The 23857-nt window shown below is 38.4% G+C and carries 41 protein-coding genes; 36 read left to right on the top strand and 5 right to left on the bottom strand.

Annotated features, from left to right (window positions below):
* Window positions 1-165 precede the first annotated feature (165 nt).
* The 17 genes from AC1DDK_RS12215 to AC1DDK_RS12295 all read left to right on the top strand — a co-directional run bounded on the left by AC1DDK_RS12215 (window position 166) and on the right by AC1DDK_RS12295 (window position 12113).
* Complete coding sequence (locus AC1DDK_RS12215) at window positions 166-2337, top strand: DNA cytosine methyltransferase (RefSeq protein WP_477611922.1); 2172 nt, start codon at window positions 166-168, stop codon at window positions 2335-2337.
* Window positions 2334-2555, top strand: coding sequence for a hypothetical protein (locus AC1DDK_RS12220; protein ID WP_477611923.1), 222 nt, complete (start codon window positions 2334-2336; stop codon window positions 2553-2555). The genes AC1DDK_RS12215 and AC1DDK_RS12220 overlap by 4 nt, the downstream gene beginning before the upstream one ends.
* Window positions 2556-2559: 4 nt before the next feature.
* On the top strand, window positions 2560-3150 hold the full coding sequence (locus AC1DDK_RS12225) for a PX domain-containing protein (RefSeq protein ID WP_477611924.1): 591 nt from the start codon (window positions 2560-2562) through the stop codon (window positions 3148-3150).
* Window positions 3151-3335: 185 nt separating this feature from the next.
* Entirely contained in the window at window positions 3336-3641 is a 306-nt protein-coding gene (locus AC1DDK_RS12230; protein ID WP_477611925.1) for a hypothetical protein, read from the top strand.
* A 6-nt stretch (window positions 3642-3647) separates the two neighbouring features.
* Window positions 3648-3812 (top strand): helix-turn-helix domain-containing protein, encoded by a 165-nt coding sequence (locus AC1DDK_RS12235; RefSeq protein WP_477611926.1) that lies wholly within the window; start codon window positions 3648-3650, stop codon window positions 3810-3812.
* A gap of 31 nt (window positions 3813-3843) precedes the next feature.
* The gene (locus tag AC1DDK_RS12240; protein ID WP_477611927.1) at window positions 3844-4029 is read left to right on the top strand and encodes a hypothetical protein; all 186 of its coding nucleotides are present in this window, start codon (window positions 3844-3846) and stop codon (window positions 4027-4029) included.
* Window positions 4030-4039: 10 nt separating this feature from the next.
* A complete protein-coding gene (locus AC1DDK_RS12245) occupies window positions 4040-4825 on the top strand; it encodes a DUF4373 domain-containing protein (RefSeq protein ID WP_477611928.1) in 786 nt (261 codons plus the stop codon).
* Window positions 4822-5880 (top strand): P-loop NTPase family protein, encoded by a 1059-nt coding sequence (locus AC1DDK_RS12250; protein ID WP_477611929.1) that lies wholly within the window; start codon window positions 4822-4824, stop codon window positions 5878-5880. Before AC1DDK_RS12245 ends, AC1DDK_RS12250 begins: the two co-directional genes overlap by 4 nt.
* A gap of 2 nt (window positions 5881-5882) precedes the next feature.
* A complete protein-coding gene (locus tag AC1DDK_RS12255) occupies window positions 5883-6239 on the top strand; it encodes a hypothetical protein (RefSeq protein WP_477611930.1) in 357 nt (118 codons plus the stop codon).
* Between the two features lie 3 nt (window positions 6240-6242).
* Entirely contained in the window at window positions 6243-6890 is a 648-nt protein-coding gene (locus AC1DDK_RS12260; protein ID WP_477611931.1) for a hypothetical protein, read from the top strand.
* On the top strand, window positions 6887-7135 hold the full coding sequence (locus tag AC1DDK_RS12265) for a hypothetical protein (protein ID WP_477611932.1): 249 nt from the start codon (window positions 6887-6889) through the stop codon (window positions 7133-7135). The genes AC1DDK_RS12260 and AC1DDK_RS12265 overlap by 4 nt, the downstream gene beginning before the upstream one ends.
* Before the next feature lie 94 nt (window positions 7136-7229).
* Window positions 7230-7697 (top strand): hypothetical protein, encoded by a 468-nt coding sequence (locus AC1DDK_RS12270; RefSeq protein ID WP_477611933.1) that lies wholly within the window; start codon window positions 7230-7232, stop codon window positions 7695-7697.
* Window positions 7697-8446: a terminase small subunit gene (locus tag AC1DDK_RS12275; protein WP_477611934.1), complete on the top strand. Its 750-nt coding sequence runs from the start codon at window positions 7697-7699 to the stop codon at window positions 8444-8446. Before AC1DDK_RS12270 ends, AC1DDK_RS12275 begins: the two co-directional genes overlap by 1 nt.
* Window positions 8424-9899: a PBSX family phage terminase large subunit gene (locus AC1DDK_RS12280; protein ID WP_477611935.1), complete on the top strand. Its 1476-nt coding sequence runs from the start codon at window positions 8424-8426 to the stop codon at window positions 9897-9899. Before AC1DDK_RS12275 ends, AC1DDK_RS12280 begins: the two co-directional genes overlap by 23 nt.
* A 108-nt stretch (window positions 9900-10007) precedes the next feature.
* Window positions 10008-10226: a hypothetical protein gene (locus AC1DDK_RS12285; RefSeq protein WP_477622213.1), complete on the top strand. Its 219-nt coding sequence runs from the start codon at window positions 10008-10010 to the stop codon at window positions 10224-10226.
* A 90-nt stretch (window positions 10227-10316) separates the two neighbouring features.
* The gene (locus AC1DDK_RS12290) at window positions 10317-11747 is read left to right on the top strand and encodes a phage portal protein (protein ID WP_477622214.1); all 1431 of its coding nucleotides are present in this window, start codon (window positions 10317-10319) and stop codon (window positions 11745-11747) included.
* 54 nt (window positions 11748-11801) lie between these two features.
* Complete coding sequence (locus AC1DDK_RS12295) at window positions 11802-12113, top strand: hypothetical protein (protein WP_477611938.1); 312 nt, start codon at window positions 11802-11804, stop codon at window positions 12111-12113.
* Window positions 12114-12251: 138 nt separating this feature from the next.
* Here AC1DDK_RS12295 and AC1DDK_RS12300 read toward each other — a convergent pair whose 3' ends face one another.
* Complete coding sequence (locus tag AC1DDK_RS12300; RefSeq protein WP_477611939.1) at window positions 12252-12497, bottom strand: hypothetical protein; 246 nt, start codon at window positions 12495-12497, stop codon at window positions 12252-12254.
* Between the two features lie 296 nt (window positions 12498-12793).
* On the opposite strand from AC1DDK_RS12300, the gene AC1DDK_RS12305 reads away from it, so the two are divergent.
* The 15 genes from AC1DDK_RS12305 to AC1DDK_RS12375 all read left to right on the top strand — a co-directional run bounded on the left by AC1DDK_RS12305 (window position 12794) and on the right by AC1DDK_RS12375 (window position 18825).
* Window positions 12794-12931 (top strand): hypothetical protein, encoded by a 138-nt coding sequence (locus tag AC1DDK_RS12305; RefSeq protein WP_477611940.1) that lies wholly within the window; start codon window positions 12794-12796, stop codon window positions 12929-12931.
* A 50-nt stretch (window positions 12932-12981) separates the two neighbouring features.
* A complete protein-coding gene (locus AC1DDK_RS12310) occupies window positions 12982-13488 on the top strand; it encodes a DUF1643 domain-containing protein (RefSeq protein WP_477633932.1) in 507 nt (168 codons plus the stop codon).
* A 31-nt stretch (window positions 13489-13519) separates the two neighbouring features.
* Window positions 13520-13744, top strand: coding sequence for a hypothetical protein (locus AC1DDK_RS12315; RefSeq protein WP_477611942.1), 225 nt, complete (start codon window positions 13520-13522; stop codon window positions 13742-13744).
* Window positions 13745-13846: 102 nt separating this feature from the next.
* Window positions 13847-14686: a hypothetical protein gene (locus AC1DDK_RS12320; RefSeq protein WP_477611943.1), complete on the top strand. Its 840-nt coding sequence runs from the start codon at window positions 13847-13849 to the stop codon at window positions 14684-14686.
* A gap of 243 nt (window positions 14687-14929) precedes the next feature.
* Window positions 14930-15175: a hypothetical protein gene (locus AC1DDK_RS12325; RefSeq protein WP_477611944.1), complete on the top strand. Its 246-nt coding sequence runs from the start codon at window positions 14930-14932 to the stop codon at window positions 15173-15175.
* Between the two features lie 7 nt (window positions 15176-15182).
* A complete protein-coding gene (locus AC1DDK_RS12330) occupies window positions 15183-15383 on the top strand; it encodes a hypothetical protein (protein WP_477611945.1) in 201 nt (66 codons plus the stop codon).
* A 2-nt stretch (window positions 15384-15385) separates the two neighbouring features.
* Complete coding sequence (locus AC1DDK_RS12335; RefSeq protein WP_477611946.1) at window positions 15386-15895, top strand: hypothetical protein; 510 nt, start codon at window positions 15386-15388, stop codon at window positions 15893-15895.
* A gap of 4 nt (window positions 15896-15899) precedes the next feature.
* Window positions 15900-16100, top strand: coding sequence for a hypothetical protein (locus AC1DDK_RS12340; protein ID WP_477611947.1), 201 nt, complete (start codon window positions 15900-15902; stop codon window positions 16098-16100).
* A 226-nt stretch (window positions 16101-16326) separates the two neighbouring features.
* The gene (locus tag AC1DDK_RS12345; RefSeq protein WP_477611949.1) at window positions 16327-16539 is read left to right on the top strand and encodes a hypothetical protein; all 213 of its coding nucleotides are present in this window, start codon (window positions 16327-16329) and stop codon (window positions 16537-16539) included.
* Window positions 16540-16542: 3 nt separating this feature from the next.
* The gene (locus AC1DDK_RS12350) at window positions 16543-16800 is read left to right on the top strand and encodes a hypothetical protein (protein WP_477611950.1); all 258 of its coding nucleotides are present in this window, start codon (window positions 16543-16545) and stop codon (window positions 16798-16800) included.
* Between the two features lies 1 nt (window position 16801).
* The gene (locus tag AC1DDK_RS12355) at window positions 16802-17206 is read left to right on the top strand and encodes a hypothetical protein (protein ID WP_477611951.1); all 405 of its coding nucleotides are present in this window, start codon (window positions 16802-16804) and stop codon (window positions 17204-17206) included.
* Entirely contained in the window at window positions 17207-17512 is a 306-nt protein-coding gene (locus AC1DDK_RS12360; RefSeq protein ID WP_477611952.1) for a DUF551 domain-containing protein, read from the top strand. It begins immediately after the preceding gene.
* Window positions 17512-17832 carry a hypothetical protein gene (locus AC1DDK_RS12365; RefSeq protein ID WP_477611953.1) on the top strand — a complete coding sequence of 107 codons (321 nt, stop codon included), beginning with the start codon at window positions 17512-17514 and terminating at the stop codon, window positions 17830-17832. The genes AC1DDK_RS12360 and AC1DDK_RS12365 overlap by 1 nt, the downstream gene beginning before the upstream one ends.
* Window positions 17833-18190: 358 nt before the next feature.
* Window positions 18191-18583 (top strand): hypothetical protein, encoded by a 393-nt coding sequence (locus AC1DDK_RS12370; protein WP_477611954.1) that lies wholly within the window; start codon window positions 18191-18193, stop codon window positions 18581-18583.
* 17 nt (window positions 18584-18600) lie between these two features.
* Window positions 18601-18825: a DUF6965 family protein gene (locus AC1DDK_RS12375; RefSeq protein ID WP_477611955.1), complete on the top strand. Its 225-nt coding sequence runs from the start codon at window positions 18601-18603 to the stop codon at window positions 18823-18825.
* On the opposite strand, the gene AC1DDK_RS12380 is transcribed toward AC1DDK_RS12375, so the two are convergent.
* Genes AC1DDK_RS12380 through AC1DDK_RS12395 form a run of 4 tightly spaced genes read right to left on the bottom strand, consistent with a single transcriptional unit; the run spans window position 18818 to window position 20941 of the window.
* Entirely contained in the window at window positions 18818-19699 is an 882-nt protein-coding gene (locus AC1DDK_RS12380) for a DUF72 domain-containing protein (protein ID WP_477621743.1), read from the bottom strand. The two genes, AC1DDK_RS12375 and AC1DDK_RS12380, sit on opposite strands and share 8 nt — an antisense overlap.
* Window positions 19700-19701: 2 nt before the next feature.
* Window positions 19702-19914, bottom strand: coding sequence for a hypothetical protein (locus AC1DDK_RS12385; protein ID WP_477611957.1), 213 nt, complete (start codon window positions 19912-19914; stop codon window positions 19702-19704).
* A 2-nt stretch (window positions 19915-19916) separates the two neighbouring features.
* Window positions 19917-20630, bottom strand: a complete 714-nt coding sequence (locus AC1DDK_RS12390) for an SOS response-associated peptidase (protein ID WP_477633933.1) — start codon at window positions 20628-20630, stop codon at window positions 19917-19919.
* 26 nt (window positions 20631-20656) lie between these two features.
* On the bottom strand, window positions 20657-20941 hold the full coding sequence (locus AC1DDK_RS12395) for a hypothetical protein (protein WP_477611959.1): 285 nt from the start codon (window positions 20939-20941) through the stop codon (window positions 20657-20659).
* Window positions 20942-21167: 226 nt separating this feature from the next.
* Here AC1DDK_RS12395 and AC1DDK_RS12400 point away from each other — a divergent pair, with 226 nt between their 5' ends.
* Genes AC1DDK_RS12400 through AC1DDK_RS12415 form a run of 4 tightly spaced genes read left to right on the top strand, consistent with a single transcriptional unit; the run spans window position 21168 to window position 23857 of the window.
* A complete protein-coding gene (locus AC1DDK_RS12400; protein ID WP_477611960.1) occupies window positions 21168-21836 on the top strand; it encodes a hypothetical protein in 669 nt (222 codons plus the stop codon).
* Window positions 21837-21846: 10 nt separating this feature from the next.
* The gene (locus AC1DDK_RS12405; RefSeq protein WP_477611961.1) at window positions 21847-22248 is read left to right on the top strand and encodes a hypothetical protein; all 402 of its coding nucleotides are present in this window, start codon (window positions 21847-21849) and stop codon (window positions 22246-22248) included.
* Window positions 22249-22250: 2 nt separating this feature from the next.
* On the top strand, window positions 22251-23345 hold the full coding sequence (locus AC1DDK_RS12410) for a major capsid protein (RefSeq protein ID WP_477611962.1): 1095 nt from the start codon (window positions 22251-22253) through the stop codon (window positions 23343-23345).
* Entirely contained in the window at window positions 23345-23857 is a 513-nt protein-coding gene (locus AC1DDK_RS12415; RefSeq protein ID WP_477611963.1) for a hypothetical protein, read from the top strand. Before AC1DDK_RS12410 ends, AC1DDK_RS12415 begins: the two co-directional genes overlap by 1 nt.

The following is a 23857-nucleotide window of genomic DNA, read 5'->3' on the forward strand; positions in this document are numbered from 1 at the left end:
CAAAGAAAAAACATTAGAAGAAATGACAAATCAAAATATAGAATTTATTTGGGCTTCACCAGAATGTTTTCCTGGGTTTAGTTCAGCAAAAGGAGGTGTAGTTATTGACTATTCACGTATACAAGATAGGGAAGGCCACGAGGAGTTGGCGACAATCATAACTCAATGTTTAGAATGTTCAAATTTCAGCAAGGAGGTAAGAAGATGATAAATAAGCAACATTTCCTGTATACAGAGGGTGGTGGCTTTAATCCCATCAAAGTTAAAAATCCGGAATCAGTAGAATTTTTAATAATAGATCTTTTCTGTGGAGCTGGCGGAACTTCTACTGGATTTCATCGTGCCTTATTTGGTGATGACCAGGTTGCCATTGTAATGGCTTGCATAAATCATGATCCAATTGCTATAAAATCTCATTGGCGTAATTATCCTGATGTTGTGCATTTTGAGGAAGATATTAGAACTGTTGAATTAGCGCCACTGGTTGAATTAATTGCAAAATATCGAATACTATACCCTAATGCTAAAATAATCCTTTGGGCAAGCTTAGAATGCACAAATTTCAGTAAAGCTAAAGGAGGTCAGCCGCGTGATGCAGATAGTAGAACCCTAGCTGATCATTTAGACAGATATGTTGATGCTTTAAATCCAGATTACATACAGATCGAGAATGTTGTAGAGTTTATGAGTTGGGGCCCCCTTGACGTAAACGGAAAACCTGTTAGCCGAAAATCTGGATCTGATTGGTTAAAGTGGTGTAAGCATATTGACTCATTCGGATATAGAAACGAATGGAAAGAATTGAACAGTGCTGATTTTGGTGCCTATACATCGCGTAATCGTTTATTTGGTTGTTTTGCTAAACCGAATTTACCTATTGTTTGGCCAGAAACAACTCACGCTAAAAAGCCGGGTTTAGATGGAATGTTTGGTGTTCAGCATAAATGGAAAGCGGTTAAGGATGTACTGGACTTTGATGATGAAGGTTTAAGTATCTTCAATCGTAAAAAACCATTGGTTGATGCTTCATTAGAACGTATTGAAGCTGGTTTAATCAAATTTGTTGCGGGTGGTAAGGATGAGTTTTTATTGAAATACAATTCCATGGCTAAAAATGGCGACAGAAAACAGTCTGTTGTTTCTGTTGATAAACCTGCACCAACAATATCTTGCCAAAACCGGACGGCAATGTGTTTCATTGCTAAATATTACAGTGGCAAACCATCTGGAATGGTTATACCTGTAACAGGGCCAGCAGGTGCTGTAAAATGTAAGGATGGACAATCACTCATAAAATGTGAATACTTTCTCTCAAAAGCTTATTCAGGTAAACCTGAAGGAAAAGTTATCCCAGTTACAGGGCCAGCGGGGACGATCCCAACAGTTGGGAATCATTCCTTAATAAAAGCTGTGCCGTTCATAGTACAGAGAAATGGAGGAAACCCGTCACATAGAATTCAATCAACTGAAAATCCATCGAGAACATTAACATCTACGGCCGGTAATCAGGAACTAGTAAAGGCCGTTCCTTTTATTTTAAACTATCATCATTCAAGCATTTGTAATTCAATGGACGTACCATGTCCAACATTGGTATGTAAAGATAAGTTAGCTATCATAAATGCTCAGCCTTTCATTATGAACACCAACTTTAAAAACGTTGGGAGCTCAGTAGATGAACCAGCAAAAACTTTGTTAGCCAGCCGCCATCATCCTTATATTGTTAATCCTGCTTTTTTGGCCAAATATTATGGAACTGGTGAGAATGCTGTTTCAATCGATACTGCCGCGCCCACTCTTGGTACAAAAGACACGTTATCCAAAATACAACCTATATTTTTTGATAAAACCTATTCAGGTAATGGAAATTCAAATCAATATCAATCGATCGAGCAACCTGCTGGCACATTGATGCCGAACGATAAGCACAGATTAATTAATTGCCAGCCATTTATTCTAAATCCCTCTCATGGCGGCCATTGCACAGGCACTAACGTTCCATGCGTTACAATAGTCGCAAGACAAGATAAAGCGCCATTGTACCTAATACAGTATTCAATTGATAAAAATGTTAACATCCCGATTTACGATGATGATAGCGCGGTGATGGTCAGAATTAAACAGTTCATGGCATTATATGGATTAGCCGATATCAAAATGAGAATGTTGAAGGTTTCCGAGCTGATACTTATACAAGGATTTCCATCCGATTATAAACTTGAAGGCAATCAAACAGACCAGAAAAAATTCATTGGTAACAGTGTTGTGCCTCATGTAGTAACATCCTGGTGTTTAGCAATGGCAGATAAATGTAGGACTTTAAGAATGGCAGCATGAAAATCCTATTCACCAAACTCAGCCCCGGACAGAAATTCTTCCCCGCACCAAATGCTACACCAAGGAGCATTCATATGGTACATGCAACTTACGTAAGTATTATCAGGCATGATGGCCCAACTAAGAAGGAGGATTGGTACGGACGAGTTTATCCGGATAGTCCTTTATGGAGTAAAGAAGTTGAAGTAATTGGCGCAAACATTAAACAAAAGAATTAAAGTTATGAATCCAAAATTACCTCCTGGCGTAGCTGAAGCCAGAAGAATAGCCAGGAATAAGGCGCAAAATGAAAGATTAAAGAAAGAACGAGCAGAAGTAAGGGCAGCGCAAGGGCTTCCTCCTAAGGGGGCATTAACACCTGAAGAACGAAGGGAACAGATGAAGATCTATATGCGAGGTGTTCGTGAGCGTCAAAGAATTGAAAATGCCGCTGAAATTGCTGAAATTAAAGCGAAAAAGGATGCTATACGAGCCAAAAAAGCTAAGTTAAATCGAGATCTACAAAATGCAAAGGCGAAAGAAAAACGCAGATTGGATAGAGAAGCGGGGAAACCTGATCTTCGTGTTAACAATGGAAGAAAGCCTATTGACGGAGTTAAACGCGTCTATATTCCAAAGCCAAAGTCTGAGCGTAAGAGTAAGATGCCGCCTATGACTATAAAGCACCAGGCTAAAGCAATACCAACTCGCGTCATTGATTTATCTACTTGTACTAAAGTTCGTATCGATAGCAAGACTGAAATTTACGTTAAACCTGGTCAGGATATAGAAGCGGTTAGGGCTAAATACATCGCAGCAAGATTAAAATTGTGATTATTATTATGCATTAACTAATAATTGAAATAATTGTTTATATTTGTTTTATCGCAACGGTAGACGGTTGTAAAAAGAAATTCAAACATTAACCCCTGTAAGTAGTATCTCTAGCGCATCAGCGCAGAAATGGCTGTCTACCACTCTATTTGCAGGGGTTAATGTTTAACTAAAATACGTGTTTTATGAAAAGACTTAATGGAATTCAGAACATTAACAACATCCATGTCGCTGTGTACTATTGCGAAAATAAAGGATCATTCCACATTTGCTCAAAAGATAAAATAGTTGCAAATCATGACTACGCAATTGTTATAAAAACCCATACAAATATTGCTGATTCATTTGTTAGTTGGGCCTCAAAGATTAACAACTTGTCTAATCAGCCGGACAAAAATTTCGACTATACTGGAGATAGGCCAATCATTTCTAAAATTAGATCGGATTGGCAAATATTTAAAACAGTTTACGAATCAATTATTATAAAATAGTTAAAAATGGAGGCTAAGCATCTTAAAAACTTGATATCCAGTAGAGGTATTAAACAGAAGTTCATTGCAGACAAGCTAAACGTATCAAATTCATTAATAACGCAATGGGTAAAAGGCATTAAACCTATACCTGAAAATCGCGTACAAAGTCTTAAAAGATTGTTTGCTTAATCTTTATAAAACAGTTAAAAAATTTTAACCAATGATAACATTATTATTTACGGATAAGTCCGGTGCTGAATTGTCAGCATACAATACTTCAGAAAACAAAAGTGTAATTAAAATTCAGTCCATTGATGGTCCAGAATATTTTGAATTCGAAAGCAAGGAGGAAATAGAAAATTTAATCAAGGTTCTCAGAGAATTAAAACAAACCTTCACCAAATAAAAATACCATTATGGCACAACCTGAAAAAAATAATGTGGATTATTTTCCCTTTTTATGCAAAGAGGGTAAAGCCATAAATTACATAGAAAATCGTTACGGAAACGATGGATACTCTACTTGGATTAAATTATTGAGGGAGATTGCTGTAACTGATTTTCACTATCTTAACCTATCAGATGAAATCCAATTTATGTTTTTATCTTCTAAGTGTAGGGTCGACGAAAATATGCTTGATAATATTATAAGCGACCTCTGTAAACTTGGTGAATTTGATAAAGAGTTATGGCAAGATTATAAAATTGTTTGGTCAGAAAAGTTTATTTATTTCATCCAGGAAGCTTACAAAAGGAGAACTAACAAGTGCTTGGATAAAACTTTATTATGTAAACATTTAAACATTACATGTAATCATTTACAAAGTAATAGTAAGTATTTACTAAGTAAAAGTGATAAACCGAGAACAGTTACCCCTAAAGAAAATAAAACAAAAGAAAATAAAACAAAAGAAGTAGAGAAAAAGAGTTTCGCTCCACCAATAATTGATGAAGTTTTTCAATTTTTTGTGTCAAAATCTTTGGAAACGTTATGGACTGAATCTGAATGCAATGATCAATCTTTACGATTCATAAATTTTTATGAATCTAAAAATTGGATGGTTGGCAAAAACAAGATGACTAAGTGGAAAAATGCTGCATCTGGATGGATTTCAAGAGATAAGGAGGTTAGACAAGGCATAAAACCTTTTGTAAATAAAGGAGCAATAGACCAAAGCAAAAATGTAAACCTATTCAAATGAAACTAACCATAAACGACTACAGGGACTCGGTAATGCACCACTACGAGACCGGAATACAGCGAGGCATAAACACCGGATTTAGAAACTTGGATGAATTATTAAGTTTCAAGCTCGGATACTCAACTTTCTATTTGGGATTTGCAGGTGCTGGTAAGACAGAGTTTCATATGGAAATGATGTTCAACCAAACACAGAGCTTTGGATGGAAGCATGGTTTCTTGTCTGGCGAAATTGGAAACATGGAGGACGTGATTGCGGAGCTTATTAGTAAATTCCTAAAGAAGCCATTTTTTAAATCAAACCCTAATGCTCCTACAGAGAAAGAAGTTCACGGAGCCATGAATTGGTTGAGTGAATATTTCTTCCCAATAAATGCCGATGACACTGATCATGACATTGAAAGCTTCTATAAATATTGGAAATCACTGGAGAAGCAATTAGGCATAAAACTAAATACAACTTCACTGGATCCGTTTAACGATTTAGAAGAGGATCTTGTAAAATATGGGGGCAGAGAGGATAAATATCTTGCTTGGGCATTGAAACGTGTAAGGCAAGAAGCTAAGAATAATAATTGGCACAATAACATCGTAACTCATGCAAAGGACCTGCCACCAATTGTTTTAAAAGATGTTACTGGACAGGAAGTATACTGTACTGCGGTACCGACACTAAACAGTTTTGCCGGAGGTGCAGTATGGGGGCGTAGGGCATTTAATGTTGTTGGGGTTTGGAGACCAGAACATAACCGGGTTAATGGAAAGGTTGATTTAACATTAAATCCATCATCAGGATTGCCATTTGCAGAAAACGAAGCTATTATCAAAATACTAAAGGCAAAACCAAAAGGCACGGCTAAGAAGGGATCAGTGTCAGTATACTTTGATTGGAAAAAAAACAGGTACTATGAGAAAGTTAATGGTAAGGATTCTTATGCTTTTGAACATGAAATTGTTCCTGAACCTATTTCAACAGCAATGACGCCAAGTGCCCAATTTGAAATAAACCAAGACATAGTAAATAATTTATATGAAAAAGATGATACCCCTTTTTAACCATGGAAAGCAAAGAATATTATAAAGCAATAGCTGAAGCCAGGGAATTTACCATTGACACTATTTTAAAGCCCTCGATGGAGATACTTTCTGCTAGAGGTGTGGTGTTGTCAATGATTGGTGAACTTACTTCCTACGGCATTAAAAATGGTCAAAATGAAAAGTACTTCGAAAGCATGAAACGTTTATTGCTTCTTGATGAATTTCTGGATAGCTGCAATAAAGTGAATGATCATAACTACCAGTTAAGATGGCTATTGAATAATTCAATCCACCAACGGAATAAGCAACAGGTCGAAATAGAAACACTAAAAAAACAATTGGAATCCATAAATAAAGCATTTAACGCAGGAGAATAGATTATGAGTATTGTAAAAATAAAAGACATCAGGGATCAGGTAGATTACCTAAGAGAAAACGGTACAAGGAACCAAAACGTTTTCCAATCCGAAATGGAGCAAGCACACTATAACCAACTTGATATGAAAAAGAAAACCAAAAAAATATCAGCGCTGCAAGTTTTATCTGAAATGGATAAGTTGACCAGGGAGCATAAGTCCCCATCAATACCTACAAAATATGTGATTGGAACTAAACACACTGATCGTACTGCAAACGGTTTGACTAAAGCTATAATTCAGTTTATCAACTTATCCGGAGGAGCTGCCGAAAGGATCAATAATTTAGGACGTATGGTTGACCGGACCAAAGTTGTAACCAACAGCATTGGCCAGCACATGCGTATTGGTTCAGTAGAATGGCAGAAAGGGACTGGAACAAAAGGAACTGCCGATATTTCTGCAACGGTAGCCAGCCTATCGGTAAAAATTGAAGTTAAAATCGGTAGGGATAAGCAATCAAATGATCAGAAGAAGTATGAGGAACATATAACCGAAGCAGGAGGGGTATACATCATCGCAACTGAGTTCGCAGCTTTTGTCCGATGGTATGTTTCTAAGTTTGGAAGGTCTGAGGTGTTTAACAAAGCATTGGAAAGGCTTGTGGCATGAATCCTGTACTCAATTCGAGAGGAGAATACTTGTGTTCATCTTTTACTGGATCTACCGGTACATGGGAGCTAATAGGGTCGGAGAGTACACTTGACAGTGAGTATAGCAGAATTCCTGTGCCATGGCCAATGACGAGCATCGGAACAACGTTGGACACGTTCATCAACAGAGCAACAGGAAAATACAAAACAATGGAGAGGAGAGAAGTTTATCAAGCTCAGAATGATAAAAAAATTTGGTGCTAATTATGCATTAACTAATATTTGGAATAATGGAATATTGTAACTACTTTTGTTTTAAACACCCACTAAGTGGGGTTAATAATCAATAGGAGGTAGCATGTTATCAAAAGCTGAGATATTAGGGCGCGTAATTTCGCAAACCAATCCTGAAATGGCACAGGAGATTATTAGCCAGTTCAAAAGGACTTTGGTTAATCCAAAGTATGTTGAGAAAATCTATGAATCAGTACTTGATGCATTCACAGAGGAGGATTTTGAAACTCGGAAATTAATATTTATCAGTTGTGTATATCAACTTTATCAACCGCTATCATACCTAAGACGTAAAGAAGATGCAAAAGCTTCCGGTAAATTACCAGCAGGAGTTCGTGATGAGATGCAAAGAGTTTTAGGTGTTAATAATCCTGAGACCATCAACGCATTAAAAGTCTATACTGAAAGTCCTATGCTTCCAAATAGCAATGGAGTCATTCGTCCATTCAAGTTGAAAGTTATGAGTGTTGTGGATAGGTTTAAGGTTTTTAGTATTCACCCTGAGGATACACAATTTAATTTATTTGCGTGATGGAGCCACCTGTAACCATTCTAGTTCCTGAGGTTAAGTTAACAGCGAAAGAAGTTAAGTTCTGCCATGAATACATTAAAGATTTTAACGCTTCAAGGTCGGCAAGAGATTCTGGTTACTCAAAGAACACCTGTGCTGAGATAGGATACGAGAACCTCAGAAAACCTCATATCAAAAAATATATCGATAATTTACTGGAAGAAGCAGGAGCAAGTGAGGGAGAAATTAAAAAACGCTTCACAAACATTGCCAGAACTGATATGAAGGACTATTTGGTTAAAAAGAAAGTTCCTTACACTCCTCAGGTAATAATGCCTTTAAAAGAGGTTATTAAGCGTAGAAATGATTGGGTGATCCGTGAGGAGATCTTTTGTGATAGAATGGGATACACTGGAGAAGAGTTCGATAAATTCCAAGCTGAACTAAATATTACCAGGTCACAAATTGTTAGACTTGAGATTGAACTTGAACAGAATCCAAATGCATATCGAGTTGTTGATGGTGAAACCGAGATGGTAGAAGTCGCTGAACTAGATTTGGTTAAAGTTGTTGATGATAAAGAGTGTGGAATTATTAAGTCAATTAAACATACCAGAGATGGTATTTCGATTGAGCCTTACAGTGCAGATGCTGCTTTAACTACCCTTGCTAAGTTTAAAGGCATGCTTGTTGAAAAATCTGAGCTTGACCTTAAGGGAGAACTGAATACAACAGTGAAAATAGGATATGGTGGAAACAAGGCAGATTAAATTTGATTTTAATCCTGACATATTCAACAATCTATACTGGCATCTTCGCGATGCCTTTTTAAACCCCTTAATTCGTTTCATTTGGTGTTATGGTGGCTCATCTGCCAGTAAGACTTACAGCGTCGTGCAGCTCATTATTATTTCCATGATGGAGAATGAAGATGAGAACACAATGGTATTGCGTAAGTATGCGGTTGACATTAAAGACTCTATCTATTCAGATTTTACAGGGATCATTAAAGGTTGGGGCCTTGAAGATTATTTTGTCATCCAGCAGAATTATATCATGTGTAAGCTTACCGGCTCATACGTTAGATTCAGAGGCCTAGATGATAGCGAGAAGATTAAAGGGCTTGCAAACTTTAAACGGGTAGTCTTGGAAGAGATCAGCCAGTTTGATGAGAACGACTTGAAACAGATCCGTAAGCGTTTGCGCGGTAAGGCTAATCAGCAGATCATTGGCATATTCAACCCGGTTAGCGAAGAGCATTGGATTAAAACTAAGGTGTTTGATTTGGAGGAATTGACAGAAGTTGAATCAAACATTGCCGGGATGTGGGTTAATGAGAAAGGCAACCTGGTTGTATTCAAAACAAATTATCTAGATAACATTTTTATTGTCGGGAAGTGGTCTGTAAATGCCGCAGGTCAGCTAGTTCAATCAGGCGGTTTTGTTGATCAGCATACCATAGATGACTTTGAAAAGGACAAAGTAACCGATTTTGAATATTACCGAATTTATGGACTTGGTGATTGGGGTAAGATCAGGACCGGTGGTGAGTTCTGGAAGAAATTCAAGTACGCTGATCATGTGAATAATATTAAATGGGATAGGTCTTTGCCTATTTGGATGTCATGGGATGAGAACGTAAATCCATACCTGACATGTACTTTGTGGCAGATAAAAGGAAAACACCTGCAACAGATCGATGAGATATGTTTGGAGGATCCACGCAATAGAGTCAAGGATTTATGCCAGGAGTTTGCTAAACGTTATCCATTAGGAGAGGTTGCCGGTTTATTCGTAGGAGGAGATAGGACTTCCATTAAAGAAGATGTAAAGCTTGAGAAGGGTGAGAACTTCTTCACTAAGATATTGGAATATTTGAAAGAATACAGGCCGATATTGAAGATTCAAAGTAAGAATCCATCGGTTGTTCAGTCTGGCGGCTTCATCAATGAGATATATGAGGGCAATGGTAAGTCTGGTATAACCATTGGCATTCACGAGAGCTGCAAGAAATCAATTTTTGACTACCAGTATGCATTGGAAGATAGTGACGGAACGATTAAAAAGACCAAAAAGAAAAATAAGGTAACTGGAGTTACTTATGAAGAGTTTGGGCATTGTAGCGATACTAAAAGGTACATCGCAACCACTGCATTTGATAGTGAATACTTGATGTATTGTGGTGGTAGGAAAGGACTCGGGATTAAAGCTTTGAGCTTTTAGTTATGATAACCTTGCTTTTTGTGTGGAAAACTTGCATAATTAATTATATGTAACATTCCAGTTACAATCCGTATCTTTAGGTATGTTTCATATTTAAAATAAAATATCATGCAAGAAAATTTACAAGAAAACGAGTATCTATTTTCGATTGATCGTGCAGTCGAAAAAATGATCCAAATTGAGTCAATGGTTGAGATGTCTCTAAAAAACCAAAGTAGAATAATAGCTAAACTTGAGGGTTTAGATTATGAAGAAGTTAAAACTAAGGTTTTTGAAGATCAAAAGGCGATTGAGAACAAGATTTTCGATTACTTAAGAAAAGCGTAACTAATATTAAACTACGCACGTAAGCCTACCTACTAAATACCCTGCAATCTGTGGGGTATTTTTGTGTGTGCCCACAAGGGTAGTACACGAATGGAACAACTGGAACTCGATGAACTTATTAAAGATCCTAAAAAACTTGTAGACAAGGTTAAAGCCTTAGCTCCTGAGATTTCGGATGCAGCATTAAACTTCGAACCAGAAAACCATAAAGTTACCAAAACTGACAACAGGCCAATGCGCCCTGTTGAAGTTCCGACTGGTCTTGATGACGCACAAGGCAATCCATTATACCGTACTGAATACCGAGACATTCACCGTATCCCTTCTGCTACTGAAAAAGTTATTGTGGATTGGAGTGTAAATCTATCACTTGGTGGAGGAGTTACTATTGATTGTAATCCACAAACCGATGTAGAGAAGAAGATGCTTGCGATGATTGAGCGCACGTATGATGATAACAAAATGGATTATCAACGTATGGAGATTGAGCGTTTGCGTTTGATCTATCTTCAAGTGTTGGTAGTCTGGTATGCTGTTGATGCAGAAGAAGGATTCTGGGGTGATCTTGCTGCTCCTGGTAGTAAGCAGATCAAATGGCGTTGTGCGATATTCAGCGCTGAAGATGGTAATACCATTGTTCCAATCCGTAACCAGTATAAAGACATGATCGCTTGCGCCCGAATCTACACCGTTAAGGTTGATGATAAGGATGTGGAGAAAATGGATCTGTTGCTATCTGGAAAAGTAATAACTTATGTTCAGGGGGCGCAAGGATGGATTGAAGAGGTTAGTTTTGATACTAAGGTTGATAAAGCATTGTACATCCTTCACGAAGCAAAGCGTAGGATCTATCAGGATGTGGAGCCTAAGTTGGAGCGAAGAGAGGAAATCGACTCAGATACGGCAGACGAAAATAAAATGTCAGCATTCCCTATTCTTGTTGGTACTGGCACTATCGTAGCTGCTAAAGGTGGTGAGAATGCCAATACTCGTAAAACATTCCAGTTAGAAGGTCAAGGGGCAGACCTTAAGTATGTAGAGACTAAAGGAGGTCAGGAAGCTGCCAATAAAGAACGTGAGAATATCTTGCGTGACATTTACATGGAAACCAATACCCCATCCGTATCTTTTGATAGCGCCTCCTTTACTGGAAATATGCCAGGGGTAAGCATTGAGCTGATGTTCTTACCATCTACCAACCAGGCTAAAGCTAATCAGAAAGGGCCAATCGGTATGGCTGAGCAGCGTCAACTAAATCTACTTAAGGCTTGTTTAGCAACCAGCAATACGACCGTTAAGGACGCTGTTGCATTACCAATGAAACCTGCGTTTAAAATTGACTTACCACGAAATAAAACTGAAGAGATTACCAATGTAGTTTCAATGTATGGAGCAGGATTGATGTCACGTGAAACCGCGATACGTAAGCTTGATTTTGTAGAGAACATTGCAGAGGAGATTGATAAAATCGTTGCCGATATAAAAGCAGCAGCCCCTGCAATAGTTCCGCCAGTCGCATAAACCAACCCCCTCATCAAGGGTTAAACATAGCCGCAAGGCGTAAATACAATCAAAATGAAAAGAAACAGACTATCAATGTTGGGCGCAGGTTTTGCTTTGGCTCTTGCCGGGTTAATGGGATCTGCCCAAGCAACCGCGCCATTAACACAGGGCACCACTCAGAATGAATTGAAAGGTACGCCTGCAACAGGTAAGGAAGCCCAAGAACGCAAAGTCCATTCGGTAGGAGGGTTAGATCTAATTCAACGCGGTGAGTATGGCATGTCGCCAATGCAATATGGAATGATGTATGGTCATGGGAATAAGAAAGGTCATACTAATTTGAACAGGTGTTCTCACAATGCTAAGTTGAAACGTAGAGCGTAATGCTAATCATCCACGTAACCACATTTCTTAGCTGTATGCTCTTATTCACACTAAGGGCATACAGCGAACAGTATGGGTTGATTGGGACCATATCACCTATTTTGTTCTACATCGTCTTTGCTGTTGTTTGGGGGTTTATCACTTACCCATCTTAAATACCCATTTGTATTTGTTGCCATTTTTTTCCATCTCATATATTCTACCAGTTTCGCGATTCATCATTACTGGATTGTATGTATTATCTCGATCATCATTATCGAATATTCTCATAGGAATTATTTCAAAACTTGAATGGTGGCTATTTACTTTGTTAAGTTGGAATCCTACATAGCACAGTGAAATAAGTATACCACCTAAAAGGATATTAGTAATGTTTGCTTTCATGCCGTTTAATTTAGATCGAATGAAGGTCGTAAAAATAAATTCAAGTTTTATGAATTATGCATTAACTAATATTGGGAATATTCATTTATTGTTTTTACCTTAGTGTTATCAAAAGGAGAAAAGGCTATAAGCCTTTCTTTTTTGGTTAAGAATATGCATTAGCTAATAATTGGAATAACTCAATTTCAAGTCCTGTGAGTGGGTGATCCACGAAGGGCAGGCAAAGCATAAAAAACAGAGAGCAGAGGCAGGACATATAGGGGCCTGCAGGAAGTAGCAAATATAAGCTACTAGACATGTTTAAGAGCCCCGATGAGAACGTAGTCGGGGCTAATGGTAAAGCCCTTGTGAAGGATTGGCTTCGGGATGATGACCTGGTGTACAATGAAGCAAGGCAGATATTGCCCAATAGGGGTTGGTTTAGGTTGATTTAGCGTAGGTGTGGTGCCTACGCTTATTTTATTGACACTTTAAAATTTATTATATGGAATTATTTGATCTTTTCGGGAACAAATCGCAGTCTGTCTCTTCTGGAGCGATAATTTCAGAATGCAAAAAATACAGGTATCGATTATGGCGTATTTGGKATCAAACGAAACCAGCAGTGCTTTTCATAATGCATAACCCGTCAAAAGCCGATGAAGTTAATTCAGATCCAACAATGACCAGATGTGTGAACTTCGCTAAATCATGGGGGTTCGGTGGTATTTGGATTGGTAATCTTTCTCCTTACCGCGCAACAAATCCTGATGACTTGAAATGTTTAGCGCCTGATGAGTTGCAGCCTAAGGAAAATCAGAATCATGTAAAAGAGATGATGAGTATTTGTTCAATGCATATTCTGGCATATGGCAATCCATCTAGAGCCATGTTAAAGCCAGACCTTACAAAGTATGATTGGCATTATCTGAAACTTACAAAGCAAGGTAATCCGTATCACCCATTATATCTGAAAAGCACACTTAAACCTTTAAAATTCACAACAAATTAAACATTAATAGACACTTAAAAAACAAAATTATATGAAGTTTGGAATGAGAAACATGTTAGGGTTGGGCTTTATTGCTGCCCTTGCAGGATTAGCAGGTAAAAGTAAAGAGCAATCAGCTGTTGAGGCATCTGCTCCATTTGGAACAGCGAGGATTGCTTTTGGTAGTCCAGTTTGGTTTGGCAAATCTCAAAAGCAACGTAGGACGAACCGGTTGAAGTTCTCTAAGAATGCTAAGTTAAAACGTGGGAGGGGGTAACATGACCATCTTCCGCACAATCACACTAACAATCATCGTCGCTCTGGTCATCTACGCAATGGTAGCAGGCGATTTTAAAGGATTTAATAATACTTATTTAGGATGAAAAAACACGAACTACTCGAAAAAGCAATGCGGGATTATCCTGCTGGGACTGTTGCACGGTTTGGAGGCAAAGCGCCTGACCACACAAGCAATGGAAAGTTTCAAATAACCGACCTAAATCATAACGGAGATATTCAGGTTATGTCGGACAATGGTAGCGATTGTTTCTATGCTGATGGCGAATGGGCTATACCCGTAAAAGACTCCATCCTATCCGAAAAGTGCGCAATACAGGTTAACAATGAACGTGAGTTTAAGTTGTTGATGGAGCATAGAGCCTACCACGGTTGGGATGTGTTCAATATACAAGATGGAGATGCTAAAGCTCCTAATCCTATTATTGTTAGGCATACTAAAAAACCGGTATTTCTTGAGGAAGGATGTGATAAGGGTTTCGGAACTGAAGGCTATAAAATCATCCCCTTCCAAGACTTCGCAGCAGAGGCTGGGATTGAAGTACCTGTGTTTGCAATGACCAGTGAGGATAATGTGCCGCTTTATGTTGGGGATAAATACAGCCATGCATATTATTCTGATGTATCTGCCAAATGGATGCTTGGTATCAGTAATAGCGTATTTAGTAATGACAGCAAAGCAGTGTCAACTCCAGATCAAGTTAAAGCCTTCTCCACCAAAGAAGCAGCCGAGAAATGGATTGAGCAGACGAATATACCTCAACAAATTCGCATTGAGGGCGATGGTGGTTATGCTATCGTAACCAAAGATAAATTAACACTTCATTCTACTGGTAAATACGGGCCTCGACAAGGTGTATTTATTGATAAGGAAGATTTAGTTAAAGTGTTTGAAGCCTATCAATCATTGACTTCATGCTAACCATCCTATTCACCATCCTGATAGGTGTTGGGATGGATTTATACACCAGGTACTTGAATAAAAACAAATCGAAATGAAAATCAAACCAACAATCGGGTACGTCCTGATAATACTTATTGCAGTGGGATGCTTATGGGTTGTATGCCAATCACCTTGGTGGTTACTAGCGGCTTCAGTAGCGTTTGGTATACTTGGCGTAGGACTACTATCATTATTTGCCTGGCTATTTAAAAAAGAGGAATCATGAAGGAGCCATGCTGCAACCCTAAAGTTAGGGAGGAATTAATGAAGTCAGACCCGACTTTAACACATGTTTACTTTGATCTATCAAACATTGGTAGACTTGACGGTAAAGGATCAACTAAAACTGGACAGAAAATAGAAGTTGGTTATAATCACACCATGAAGTCTGGTGAAGTGCGCGAAAAGACAAGAAATACATTTATTACTCACAATTATTGCCCTTTCTGTGGCAAGAAATATAAATAAGATTCATATGAACAACACAATCATTTTAGAAAGAGAGAATAAAAATCTAAGAGAACACCTGCAAGACGCAGTAATGTTAGCTGGTAGGTATAAGAAAGAAATGGGGCTTACCGATCAGGAGGAACTTGAAAGGTTGAGCGCTAAAGCTAACGGAACCAGGTTTAATCCAAAGGACTTTGACGTTGCAGACCGCAACGGTGAACAATAGCTATGAGCGGAGTAATAACTTTCAGCAGGGTATTCCCCGCGTATCATCCAAGAAAAGGACAGGCAACATATTTCGTGGAGAAGCTATGTAAAGGTTTTCCAGAATATTCAGCGAATGACTTTACGGCATTAAAGAGCCGACCGACATTAGGAATATTTGATCTTATGGTACTTGCAATTGATAAATGGGCTGATTTTGCCCCCAAATCCCATACAATCCGCTCAGGTATCAGATGGAAAGTTGGTGATAAGTTTAGCCCTAGGGTTTGGTCAGGTAAGCCATACACTTCGAAGATGATTACAATCGCTCCTGATATCGAGATTAAGAAGATCTGGGAGTTTGAGATAAAAGGCAATTCATTTTACATAGATGGATATCCAATTTCGCCTGATAAACTGGAGTATGTTGCTGAAAATGATGGTTTATCGAGGCACGATCTGCAAGATTGGTTTCAATATCCTAAGCCGTTTAAAGGACAAATAATCTGTTGGAACGAATCAATTAATTATTAAGGACATGACAGACCTAGCATTAGAACAATTCAAAGACACCCTCCAGGCAAAGCAAGATAACGCAGACTTAGGACTGATTGAGATTAAGCTTAACAAGCACGATCTGGTTACTATTGATACGGTGAATCGTACAATAACCACATCTGGAGTATTGTCTTTCAAAGAGTTCGATTGTATTACTGAAGTATACAGGGGGCTGAGATGAGGCGCGTACTAACTGGCCTGATCGTTTTGTGGGCCACTCTTTCAGTCATTGCATTGGTTTTAGTCGGAATTGCACGGAAACCTGAGGGCAGAGATTACAGCGGTTATGGTGCTTATCAGGGGAGGAGGTTTTAACCATGCTCTTCAAAACAGTTTTCGCAATTATAGCAACAGCACTGGTGTGTTTAGCGATATGGATTTTTAATTAACATACTAAATATAACGTAATGAAAATAGAAGATGTRAAAAAGCAAATGAAGGAGTATAAAGATTTCTTTGGAGGTAATTTGATAGATGTAGACGAAATAGACGCTTGCACTAACAAAGGTGAATTAAGGCGCCTTATTGACCGACATTCAGAGCATATAGAAATGCAGTGTAGTGATGCGTTAGGTCATTTAGACAGGTTAACAGAACGATTATTTATTATAAAACATTAATCCATGAACAACCAAAACACAATTAAGCCGGGGATGACAGAGAAAGTATGCGGAACTTACTTCAACAGGGATCGTAACGATTTCTATGATGAGACAGGGTGCTTATTACCACAAGGTCATAACGGGCCGCATAGGTGTAAAGAAAAGCATGGAAGAATAGTAGAATGGGAATACGATTTCGATTGTGGTTGTGATGACTGTAAAACAGATGATTTTTCGGACATGTGTATAGTTTATGAATTTTTAAAAGGAGGAAAATAAAATGGAAGAATCAAAGGTAAAGATAGCAGAGGAATACGTTTCATCGCTTAAGCGCTCCGATATGTTTCCCGTTAGAGAAGCCATCGCAACGGCATTTTCAGACGGGATGGATAATCAATATTTATCTCAACCAGGATTTAATGACCTACAACAGTATTGTCATGAATTGGAGGCTAGAAATAAGGAGTTGGAAGAGGCTTTGGAGATAAGAGATAAAAATATCAAAACTCTTAGTGAATGGTTTAAGAAAGAACGATCTGAAAACAACATATTCAGAAAATGCTTAGAAAGGATAGTAACTATTTCTCCATTTAATAGGTCAAAGTCTATTACGATAAGATGGAACGGTGAAGAGATACTAAGGCAGGTTAAAGAAATAGCAGAACAAGCACTAACTAAGAAGTAGATGAAAACACAACAGATAAAAAAAGCGGCCAATGCTGCTAATGCATATAAATTATTATGTAATAATACCAAAGCAGAGCCATTTAATGAAGGGTTTGTTGAAGGGGTAAAATGGGCTTTTAAATGGATAAACGTGAATGATGGTAAGCCAGAAAAACTTACTTTGGTTGTATTGATTAATAAGGATAAAAACAAAATGGAAGTAGGTTATTATATTGAAAGCATTGATAGGTTCTTCAAAAATAACGAACGTGCTGGTAATTTCTTTAATGCAACTCATTGGACGCCCTTACCAGAATTGCCTTAATGAAAACAACAACCATAGAAGTCCCATTGTACTATCAATCACTTCAAATTGTAGTTGCACCAAATCTGCAATTAGCCTTGAATGAAATGGATATAAAGGAAGATGCAGAGGATTTTGAATCATTTTTAATACCAGGTCGGCACAAAATATTATTACTGATTAAACCAACTGCTCCATCGAGTGTTATCGCTCACGAATCAGTCCATATCGTAAACCAAATATTTAAAAGCGCCCATATCCAGTTGGACATTGACAACGATGAGCCACAAGCTTATTTAATGGGATGGGTAGTAGAACAAATAACTAAAACAATAAAATAATGTGTAACTGTAAAAACATAATACCCCAAACGAAGGAATGCTATGATCAGATGATCTTAGTGGATATACCTGAGCATATGTCTGCTTATAAACAGGCTAGGTTAAATAAAGGGCTGTCTGGCACTATTAGCATTGATCCGTGTATTTTTGAAGAGATTAAGTACTTATGGAGTTTAGGTATATCGACCGGTGGCAGTTGCTGTGGTCATAACACCCACGAGCCGTTTGTTAACGTCCTGTATGAAAAGGATATTGACCAAATGTTAGCGTTAGGTTATATTCAAGAGCATTGGGATACTGAAAGAAAAGATACGTTTAGATGTGAGTCGGTTTGATTAAAATAACTAAATTAGCACTTATGAAAGCCACCGAACTAAGAATTGGTAATTACATAGACGCAAATTTTGCTTCAATTGAAAAACCTGTAGCAGCTTTTGAAAATAGCAGGGTACAAGAGGTCAATGAATCCAGTGTAAAAATTCAGGACAAGGTGATTATTCATGAATACATTGCACCAATACTAGTAACTGAAGAATGGCTGGTAGCACTTGGTTTAGAGCGTAAAGATGAAGAATATTTCTACGTAAAAAACGGTGATCGTCAGATTTTAATTGATGTTGACGGCTTTGATGTTTGGTTTGATTACAAAGAAGAAGGTTACCATTGTGCTATTAAATACGATTTAAAATACGTTCACAGATTACAGAACTTTTATTTTGAATTGAACGATACGGAGCTTGAATTGAAATAGTTTCCTACCTTCGCGGCATGAGTAAGGGATATGTTACAGCAGAAGATTACGAAGCAGCATTTCATGGGATAGAATTACCACAAGGGCGAATTGAATTGAGGCCAGGTGCAACGGTGCCAGATGTGGCTTTATTCCTGGATAAACAAATAACAATCCTTCGTATGGGTACGCACGAACGAGTTAAGGAGCCGGTAAGATGGCGGTTAGATCGATTGTTGGAGATTATTGACGAGGCTAAATAAATTTCAGGGTAGGTATGGTTGATCCCATATGCTTATTGAATTGCTTAATCACATAGTCCGCAAGTATTGGGGTGTTTTTTTCGTCATGTTGATGGACAATAAAATAAACAGCTTTTAGTCCTTTGCTACCCCATTCCTTTAAACGCTGAACCCACGCATCAATGCGATCAAAATCAGATTGTTGGTGATTAGAGCCATTTCCAACAAAACGTATATAAATTTCAGGTACGGTTAATTCCATATGGAGTACGTCCCTACGTCCTGAAGCATCGGTTATAGCCCAACCAATATGATTATCAATAAACAATTCTAACACTTCTTTACGATCAGAAAAGAATTCTTCATGCCTTAACTCTATAAAGTATTTGTGTTCTTTTGGTAATAATCCAATGAACGTTTCAAGGTCATTAAAACTTTTTGGAGGAAAATTGTCGCCAACCTGTATCAGTATAGGCCCAAGGTATTCTTTAAGTTCTCCTACTGCTCCCATGAACATGCCCAATGGTGTTTCGACATCCTTTAATCGCTTTATATGGGTAATAGTTCTACTCATCTTAGGGAAGAATAAGAAGCCAGGGCGTTTAACCATCTCATACCATTTTCTTATTAAACTAGGATTGGGAATTGAATAAAAAACCGCATTAAGTTCGATGCATTCGAAATGCTTGGCGTATTCTTCTAAGAAATCCGCTTCTTTGGTTTTTGGTGGATAAATCATTCCTATCCACTCCTGACGTCCCCACTTTGAGCAACCTACATAGCACTTTGTATTTGTAGGCACCCCCGGCACGGTTTGTTCAACAGACACACCATCGTTTGGCAATGTAAAATCAATGTACTGTATATCTCTATCTGCTACTTTTCCAAAATCCATAATTACATTTCATGTTCATCAATTAGTTCACCTACCTGTTGCGCATAATCAACGGCCATTAAGTCCAATGTGCGCCACCTCAATGCGTCTGACTCATCATAATTAGGAGCAATTGTTCCAAGTAAGGCATCACCGTTAAATATAGTAAATGATCCATCCGGTTGTGGCATGACTGTTAACACCTCGCCTACTAAGTTTATTTCAAATGGTTCCATAGTTAATCAAATAAAGTAGGGTTGATCACTKGCTCTAATATTTCAGGGATATTACTTTCAACCCTTTCGTTTAGGATTTTTGAAACTGGGTAAGCTGCCATATTCCGATCATCGCATGGTTTCATAAGATCTTTAATCTGTGATTTTGTTAATTCTGGGTCTAACCACATTTCAATTTGATTATTATCGATCATCAAAGGCATTCGTTTAGCTGTATTATGTATGCCAGCCATTAACTCGTTTGCTGGACCAGTTATTATTGTAAATGCATCAATATAACCGCCACTTAAGGAATCTATCCATTTATTATGCACACCGAGAAGATTAAAGAATTGATGTTCTTTTGGGTGGATGTAATGGGGCACTTTTTCCTTACCAACATGTTTAGACTCGAAGAAGCCACTCACCGGTACAATGCATCTTCCAGTATAAATTGAATCTTTATAATTGTACCAAACACCTTCGGCTCTCGCATTCAGCCTCGCATTTTTAGGTTTTGTCGCTTGGTCCAGGCTTTCAATATCCTCCGGGATATATCCCCATCGAATTAATTCTAACTTCTTTCCACTAGGATCATTCACTAATACGGGCAGTTTAGGTAAGGTAAAACCATTTGCATGATAGTATTCCTGTATATTTGTTGCCTCCGGAAAGGGTGCGTCAAATGCTTTAATCAGATCATGAGCCTTTGCCTTAAATGAAACGTGGTAACACATGGTTTTAAGTTTAGGGATTAAACATACTAAATATCGTGATTGTTTTCAAACCAGCCAGCATCTTGTAATCTATCTAAAATGGCATCGCTATCGTCCGTAACATAACGCTCCTGGTGAACAGTCTTTTCGGTCGGTACAAGCCAATTAACTCTCCATTTGCCCAATGCATAGTTAATACTACCCAATACCCAATATCGGTTAGGAGAGGGTTCAAAGTAAATATGAATCCCGTTAAGACTACCGCTGACTTGGTTAATCACTATTTCCCGTTCCTCATCACCATAAGCAGCTTTAAACTTAATAAATTTCATTCTTTAAATTTTTGGACTGTAAAATTACTAAAATATTTAGCATTAGTCAAGTGTTGCGTCGTTGTATATGCATTAATGAATAATTGGCATACACTTACTAGCTACGTGTAGTAAGCTAGGTTACTTTAGTGGGAGCTGCTATAGGGCTAAATTTGGGTATTCGCAAGGTGTAGTACGAGTAATTAACGGATGCAACTTAGCAACAAACCCAAAAAACAAATTTATTATGTCACTTAAAATTAAGATTGCAGCACGACTGAAAGCAAAAGCAGCAGGAGTGAACCTATCAAAAGAAAGAATCGATGCAATTGTATTACGTGCTGAAAAGGGATTAACGGACGAATCGGACGACACCCTAATTGATGCAAATCTGGATGCGATTAATGACCTGACTCCTTTTAAGGATATCGCGGCATTAGATGATCACGAAAGGGCAAAAGCAAAGAAAATTGCTGATGATAAAGAAGCATTGAGATTGAAAGCTATTGAGGAAGGGAAAACTCCTGAGCCAGAACCAGATCCAAATGAAAGCTCAACTGATAAGCTGTTAAAAGTTCTGTTAGCAAAGATCGACAAACAGGAACAGGCAATTTCAGCAATGGGGACTGAAAAAGTGACAAATACCCGTAGGGAACAATACGCTAAAGCATTGGAGGGTACTTCTGATGTGTACAAAAAAGACGCTCTTGCTGACTTTGATCTTCTAAACTTCAAGGATGAAGATCACTTCACCGGTTGGTTAACTAGCAAGTCTGAAAGCGCTAAAGCATTTGTACAAGAAGATGCCAACGATGGATTAGGTGTATTTAAACCTGTAGGCGGTGCTGGCGGTGCTGGCAGCAAAAAAGAAGCCTCAGCTGCTGAGGTAGAAGCAGCAGTAGATTCAATACTTTAATTAACAACAAATGTCAACAGCAATTGGAAATTTAGCTAACGCTGCAACATCACTGAATACAGGAAACGATTCAATTGTGATTGTTGAATATATCAGCGGTAAAGTTGGCGGTGCTACTTTGGATGTTACTGGTTGGGCCTCGGATGTAATTCCAAGAGGACACGTAATCATCCAAGAAACCGCGACAGGTAACCTTAAGCCGTGGCCGGTATCCGGTGCAGCTTATGATGCATTACCTGCAAATCATACCATTTCGCCTTATGTAATGGACAATACAGTTTTAACCACAAGACCGTTCGCGGGATTGATGGATAGAGGTACTGTAAATCCAAATGCTCAGGCTTATACTATCAGTTCAGTTCTGGCAGCGATTAAGACTGCTCAACCACAAATCATTTATAGAGCAGATTAATTATGGAACCATCATTATTCACCGCATGGGTAGCGAAGTATTTCAAACCCTTAGTTGCGAAGGTTGTTGAGAAAATCAACGGCACAAAAGTACCGGATTCTTATCGTCACAAAACGATGCTCCGTAAGGAATATTCTCCTACATTGAAATGGAATTCAATTAACGTAGATGGGTCTACAGTAGCGGCAGATGTCGTTTCAATGGACTCTGCACTACCATTAAAAAAACGTGATTCAATCTCAAAAGCAGATGGTGACATTCCTAAATTGGGTATGAAACTAGCCTTGAATGAACGCACGATGACTGACCTTAATATCCTGGCTAATAGCCCTGCAATTCAGGAAAGCGCACTTGTAGCTAAACTCTTTCAAGATACCGCGAAATGTATCACAGGTATTTATGAGCGTCTGGAATATATGTTTCTTCAGGCTCTATCTACAGGGATTACACTTATACCTGACACTGAAAATGTAGGCTTAGGTATTCGTGTTGACTTTGGCTACAAAGCATCCAACAAGTTTGGGGTAGCAGTGGTATGGTCAGCAGGAGCGACAGGAACTCCTTTGAGTGATTTTAACAGGGTGAAAGATGCTGCTGATGCAAATGGAGATACCATTACTACGGTAATGATGGATACGTTTGCCTTCAACAACATGCTGAAATCAACAGAATTCAAAGAGCGCTATGCAGGTTCATTAGGTATCGCTGTAAATACTTCATCAGTGTTGCCGATCCCAAATAAGGATCAGGCGAAATCGTTCATCTTGGGCGAATACGGTTGGACTATTGATATCGTTAACCGTACTGTGAAAACAGAACGTGACGGTACTAAAACCAACCGTAAGCCTTGGGCCGAAGGTGCTGTTGTATTCTTAACATCTACTGAGGTAGGTACACTTACATGGGGTACTCTTGCTGAAATGGTTCACAAGAATAAAGCAGTTGACTATCAGGTTGCTGATGAATTCATCTTGGTTTCTAAATTCCACAAAGTTGATCCATTGAAAGAGTTTACCTCTTCTCAAGCACTGGTTTTGCCAGTAATCAACAATGTTGATGAGATCTATTTATTGGATTCTAAAACTGTTCAAGCGTAATGGGAAAAGCTAAAACCGACAGTGCTTCTGCTCAAGGTAGTGGGAGTAATGAAAATAAAGAGTTGTTTGACCACATAGTGGTACAAGAGGACTTGGACGCTAACCCGGAATTGGCTGAGTCAGGAGTAAAAGTTGGCGATACCATTCAAGTCCCTGTAAAGTCTGATGTTCCTGATCAAGTGAGTGAGGGTGATGACGAGGAAAAACAAGAAATACCTGAGTGGGCTGTAAAGGCATTAGTAGGAATATTTGATCCTTTATTTAAATCGTTGTCAGACGAAATATCTGACCTTAAAAAAGCCTTAGTTAAGGCCAATAAGGAATCAACTCCTAACGCTGTATCCGTTGAAGATGATTTTGATGAAGATGCTGATTATGTTGTTGCCTCAGGCAAATCATTCCGTGATTCGAAAGACTTCACTCAGGAATATACTGAAGGTGAGGATGTGTCCCATTTAGACAAAGAAGTTCAGAGACGATTATTTGCTAACGGTTTAATAGAAGAAGCATAA

This window comes from Pedobacter sp. 05T44 (assembly GCF_056395985.1).

Bases quoted from the DNA above. Each gene is read 5' to 3' on its own strand.
- AC1DDK_RS12350 (WP_477611950.1), top strand. From the start codon at position 16,543: ATGAACAACCAAAACACAATTAAGCCGGGGATGACAGAGAAAGTATGC.
- AC1DDK_RS12330 (WP_477611945.1), top strand. From the start codon at position 15,183: ATGAACAACACAATCATTTTAGAAAGAGAGAATAAAAATCTAAGAGAA.
- AC1DDK_RS12245 (WP_477611928.1), top strand. From the start codon at position 4,040: ATGGCACAACCTGAAAAAAATAATGTGGATTATTTTCCCTTTTTATGC.
- AC1DDK_RS12405 (WP_477611961.1), top strand. From the start codon at position 21,847: ATGTCAACAGCAATTGGAAATTTAGCTAACGCTGCAACATCACTGAAT.
- AC1DDK_RS12305 (WP_477611940.1), top strand. From the start codon at position 12,794: ATGTTTAAGAGCCCCGATGAGAACGTAGTCGGGGCTAATGGTAAAGCC.
- AC1DDK_RS12355 (WP_477611951.1), top strand. From the start codon at position 16,802: ATGGAAGAATCAAAGGTAAAGATAGCAGAGGAATACGTTTCATCGCTT.
- AC1DDK_RS12385 (WP_477611957.1), bottom strand. From the start codon at position 19,914: ATGGAACCATTTGAAATAAACTTAGTAGGCGAGGTGTTAACAGTCATG.
- AC1DDK_RS12275 (WP_477611934.1), top strand. From the start codon at position 7,697: ATGGAGCCACCTGTAACCATTCTAGTTCCTGAGGTTAAGTTAACAGCG.
- AC1DDK_RS12290 (WP_477622214.1), top strand. From the start codon at position 10,317: ATGGAACAACTGGAACTCGATGAACTTATTAAAGATCCTAAAAAACTT.
- AC1DDK_RS12335 (WP_477611946.1), top strand. From the start codon at position 15,386: ATGAGCGGAGTAATAACTTTCAGCAGGGTATTCCCCGCGTATCATCCA.
- AC1DDK_RS12315 (WP_477611942.1), top strand. From the start codon at position 13,520: ATGAAGTTTGGAATGAGAAACATGTTAGGGTTGGGCTTTATTGCTGCC.
- AC1DDK_RS12295 (WP_477611938.1), top strand. From the start codon at position 11,802: ATGAAAAGAAACAGACTATCAATGTTGGGCGCAGGTTTTGCTTTGGCT.
- AC1DDK_RS12340 (WP_477611947.1), top strand. From the start codon at position 15,900: ATGACAGACCTAGCATTAGAACAATTCAAAGACACCCTCCAGGCAAAG.
- AC1DDK_RS12235 (WP_477611926.1), top strand. From the start codon at position 3,648: ATGGAGGCTAAGCATCTTAAAAACTTGATATCCAGTAGAGGTATTAAA.
- AC1DDK_RS12320 (WP_477611943.1), top strand. From the start codon at position 13,847: ATGAAAAAACACGAACTACTCGAAAAAGCAATGCGGGATTATCCTGCT.
- AC1DDK_RS12370 (WP_477611954.1), top strand. From the start codon at position 18,191: ATGAAAGCCACCGAACTAAGAATTGGTAATTACATAGACGCAAATTTT.
- AC1DDK_RS12215 (WP_477611922.1), top strand. From the start codon at position 166: ATGTTTAGAATGTTCAAATTTCAGCAAGGAGGTAAGAAGATGATAAAT.
- AC1DDK_RS12410 (WP_477611962.1), top strand. From the start codon at position 22,251: ATGGAACCATCATTATTCACCGCATGGGTAGCGAAGTATTTCAAACCC.
- AC1DDK_RS12400 (WP_477611960.1), top strand. From the start codon at position 21,168: ATGTCACTTAAAATTAAGATTGCAGCACGACTGAAAGCAAAAGCAGCA.
- AC1DDK_RS12375 (WP_477611955.1), top strand. From the start codon at position 18,601: ATGAGTAAGGGATATGTTACAGCAGAAGATTACGAAGCAGCATTTCAT.
- AC1DDK_RS12300 (WP_477611939.1), bottom strand. From the start codon at position 12,497: ATGAAAGCAAACATTACTAATATCCTTTTAGGTGGTATACTTATTTCA.
- AC1DDK_RS12395 (WP_477611959.1), bottom strand. From the start codon at position 20,941: ATGAAATTTATTAAGTTTAAAGCTGCTTATGGTGATGAGGAACGGGAA.
- AC1DDK_RS12230 (WP_477611925.1), top strand. From the start codon at position 3,336: ATGAAAAGACTTAATGGAATTCAGAACATTAACAACATCCATGTCGCT.
- AC1DDK_RS12240 (WP_477611927.1), top strand. From the start codon at position 3,844: ATGATAACATTATTATTTACGGATAAGTCCGGTGCTGAATTGTCAGCA.
- AC1DDK_RS12365 (WP_477611953.1), top strand. From the start codon at position 17,512: ATGAAAACAACAACCATAGAAGTCCCATTGTACTATCAATCACTTCAA.
- AC1DDK_RS12225 (WP_477611924.1), top strand. From the start codon at position 2,560: ATGAATCCAAAATTACCTCCTGGCGTAGCTGAAGCCAGAAGAATAGCC.
- AC1DDK_RS12280 (WP_477611935.1), top strand. From the start codon at position 8,424: ATGGTGGAAACAAGGCAGATTAAATTTGATTTTAATCCTGACATATTC.
- AC1DDK_RS12265 (WP_477611932.1), top strand. From the start codon at position 6,887: ATGAATCCTGTACTCAATTCGAGAGGAGAATACTTGTGTTCATCTTTT.
- AC1DDK_RS12220 (WP_477611923.1), top strand. From the start codon at position 2,334: ATGAAAATCCTATTCACCAAACTCAGCCCCGGACAGAAATTCTTCCCC.
- AC1DDK_RS12260 (WP_477611931.1), top strand. From the start codon at position 6,243: ATGAGTATTGTAAAAATAAAAGACATCAGGGATCAGGTAGATTACCTA.
- AC1DDK_RS12380 (WP_477621743.1), bottom strand. From the start codon at position 19,699: ATGGATTTTGGAAAAGTAGCAGATAGAGATATACAGTACATTGATTTT.
- AC1DDK_RS12255 (WP_477611930.1), top strand. From the start codon at position 5,883: ATGGAAAGCAAAGAATATTATAAAGCAATAGCTGAAGCCAGGGAATTT.
- AC1DDK_RS12285 (WP_477622213.1), top strand. From the start codon at position 10,008: ATGCAAGAAAATTTACAAGAAAACGAGTATCTATTTTCGATTGATCGT.
- AC1DDK_RS12415 (WP_477611963.1), top strand. From the start codon at position 23,345: ATGGGAAAAGCTAAAACCGACAGTGCTTCTGCTCAAGGTAGTGGGAGT.
- AC1DDK_RS12360 (WP_477611952.1), top strand. From the start codon at position 17,207: ATGAAAACACAACAGATAAAAAAAGCGGCCAATGCTGCTAATGCATAT.
- AC1DDK_RS12325 (WP_477611944.1), top strand. From the start codon at position 14,930: ATGAAGGAGCCATGCTGCAACCCTAAAGTTAGGGAGGAATTAATGAAG.
- AC1DDK_RS12250 (WP_477611929.1), top strand. From the start codon at position 4,822: ATGAAACTAACCATAAACGACTACAGGGACTCGGTAATGCACCACTAC.
- AC1DDK_RS12270 (WP_477611933.1), top strand. From the start codon at position 7,230: ATGTTATCAAAAGCTGAGATATTAGGGCGCGTAATTTCGCAAACCAAT.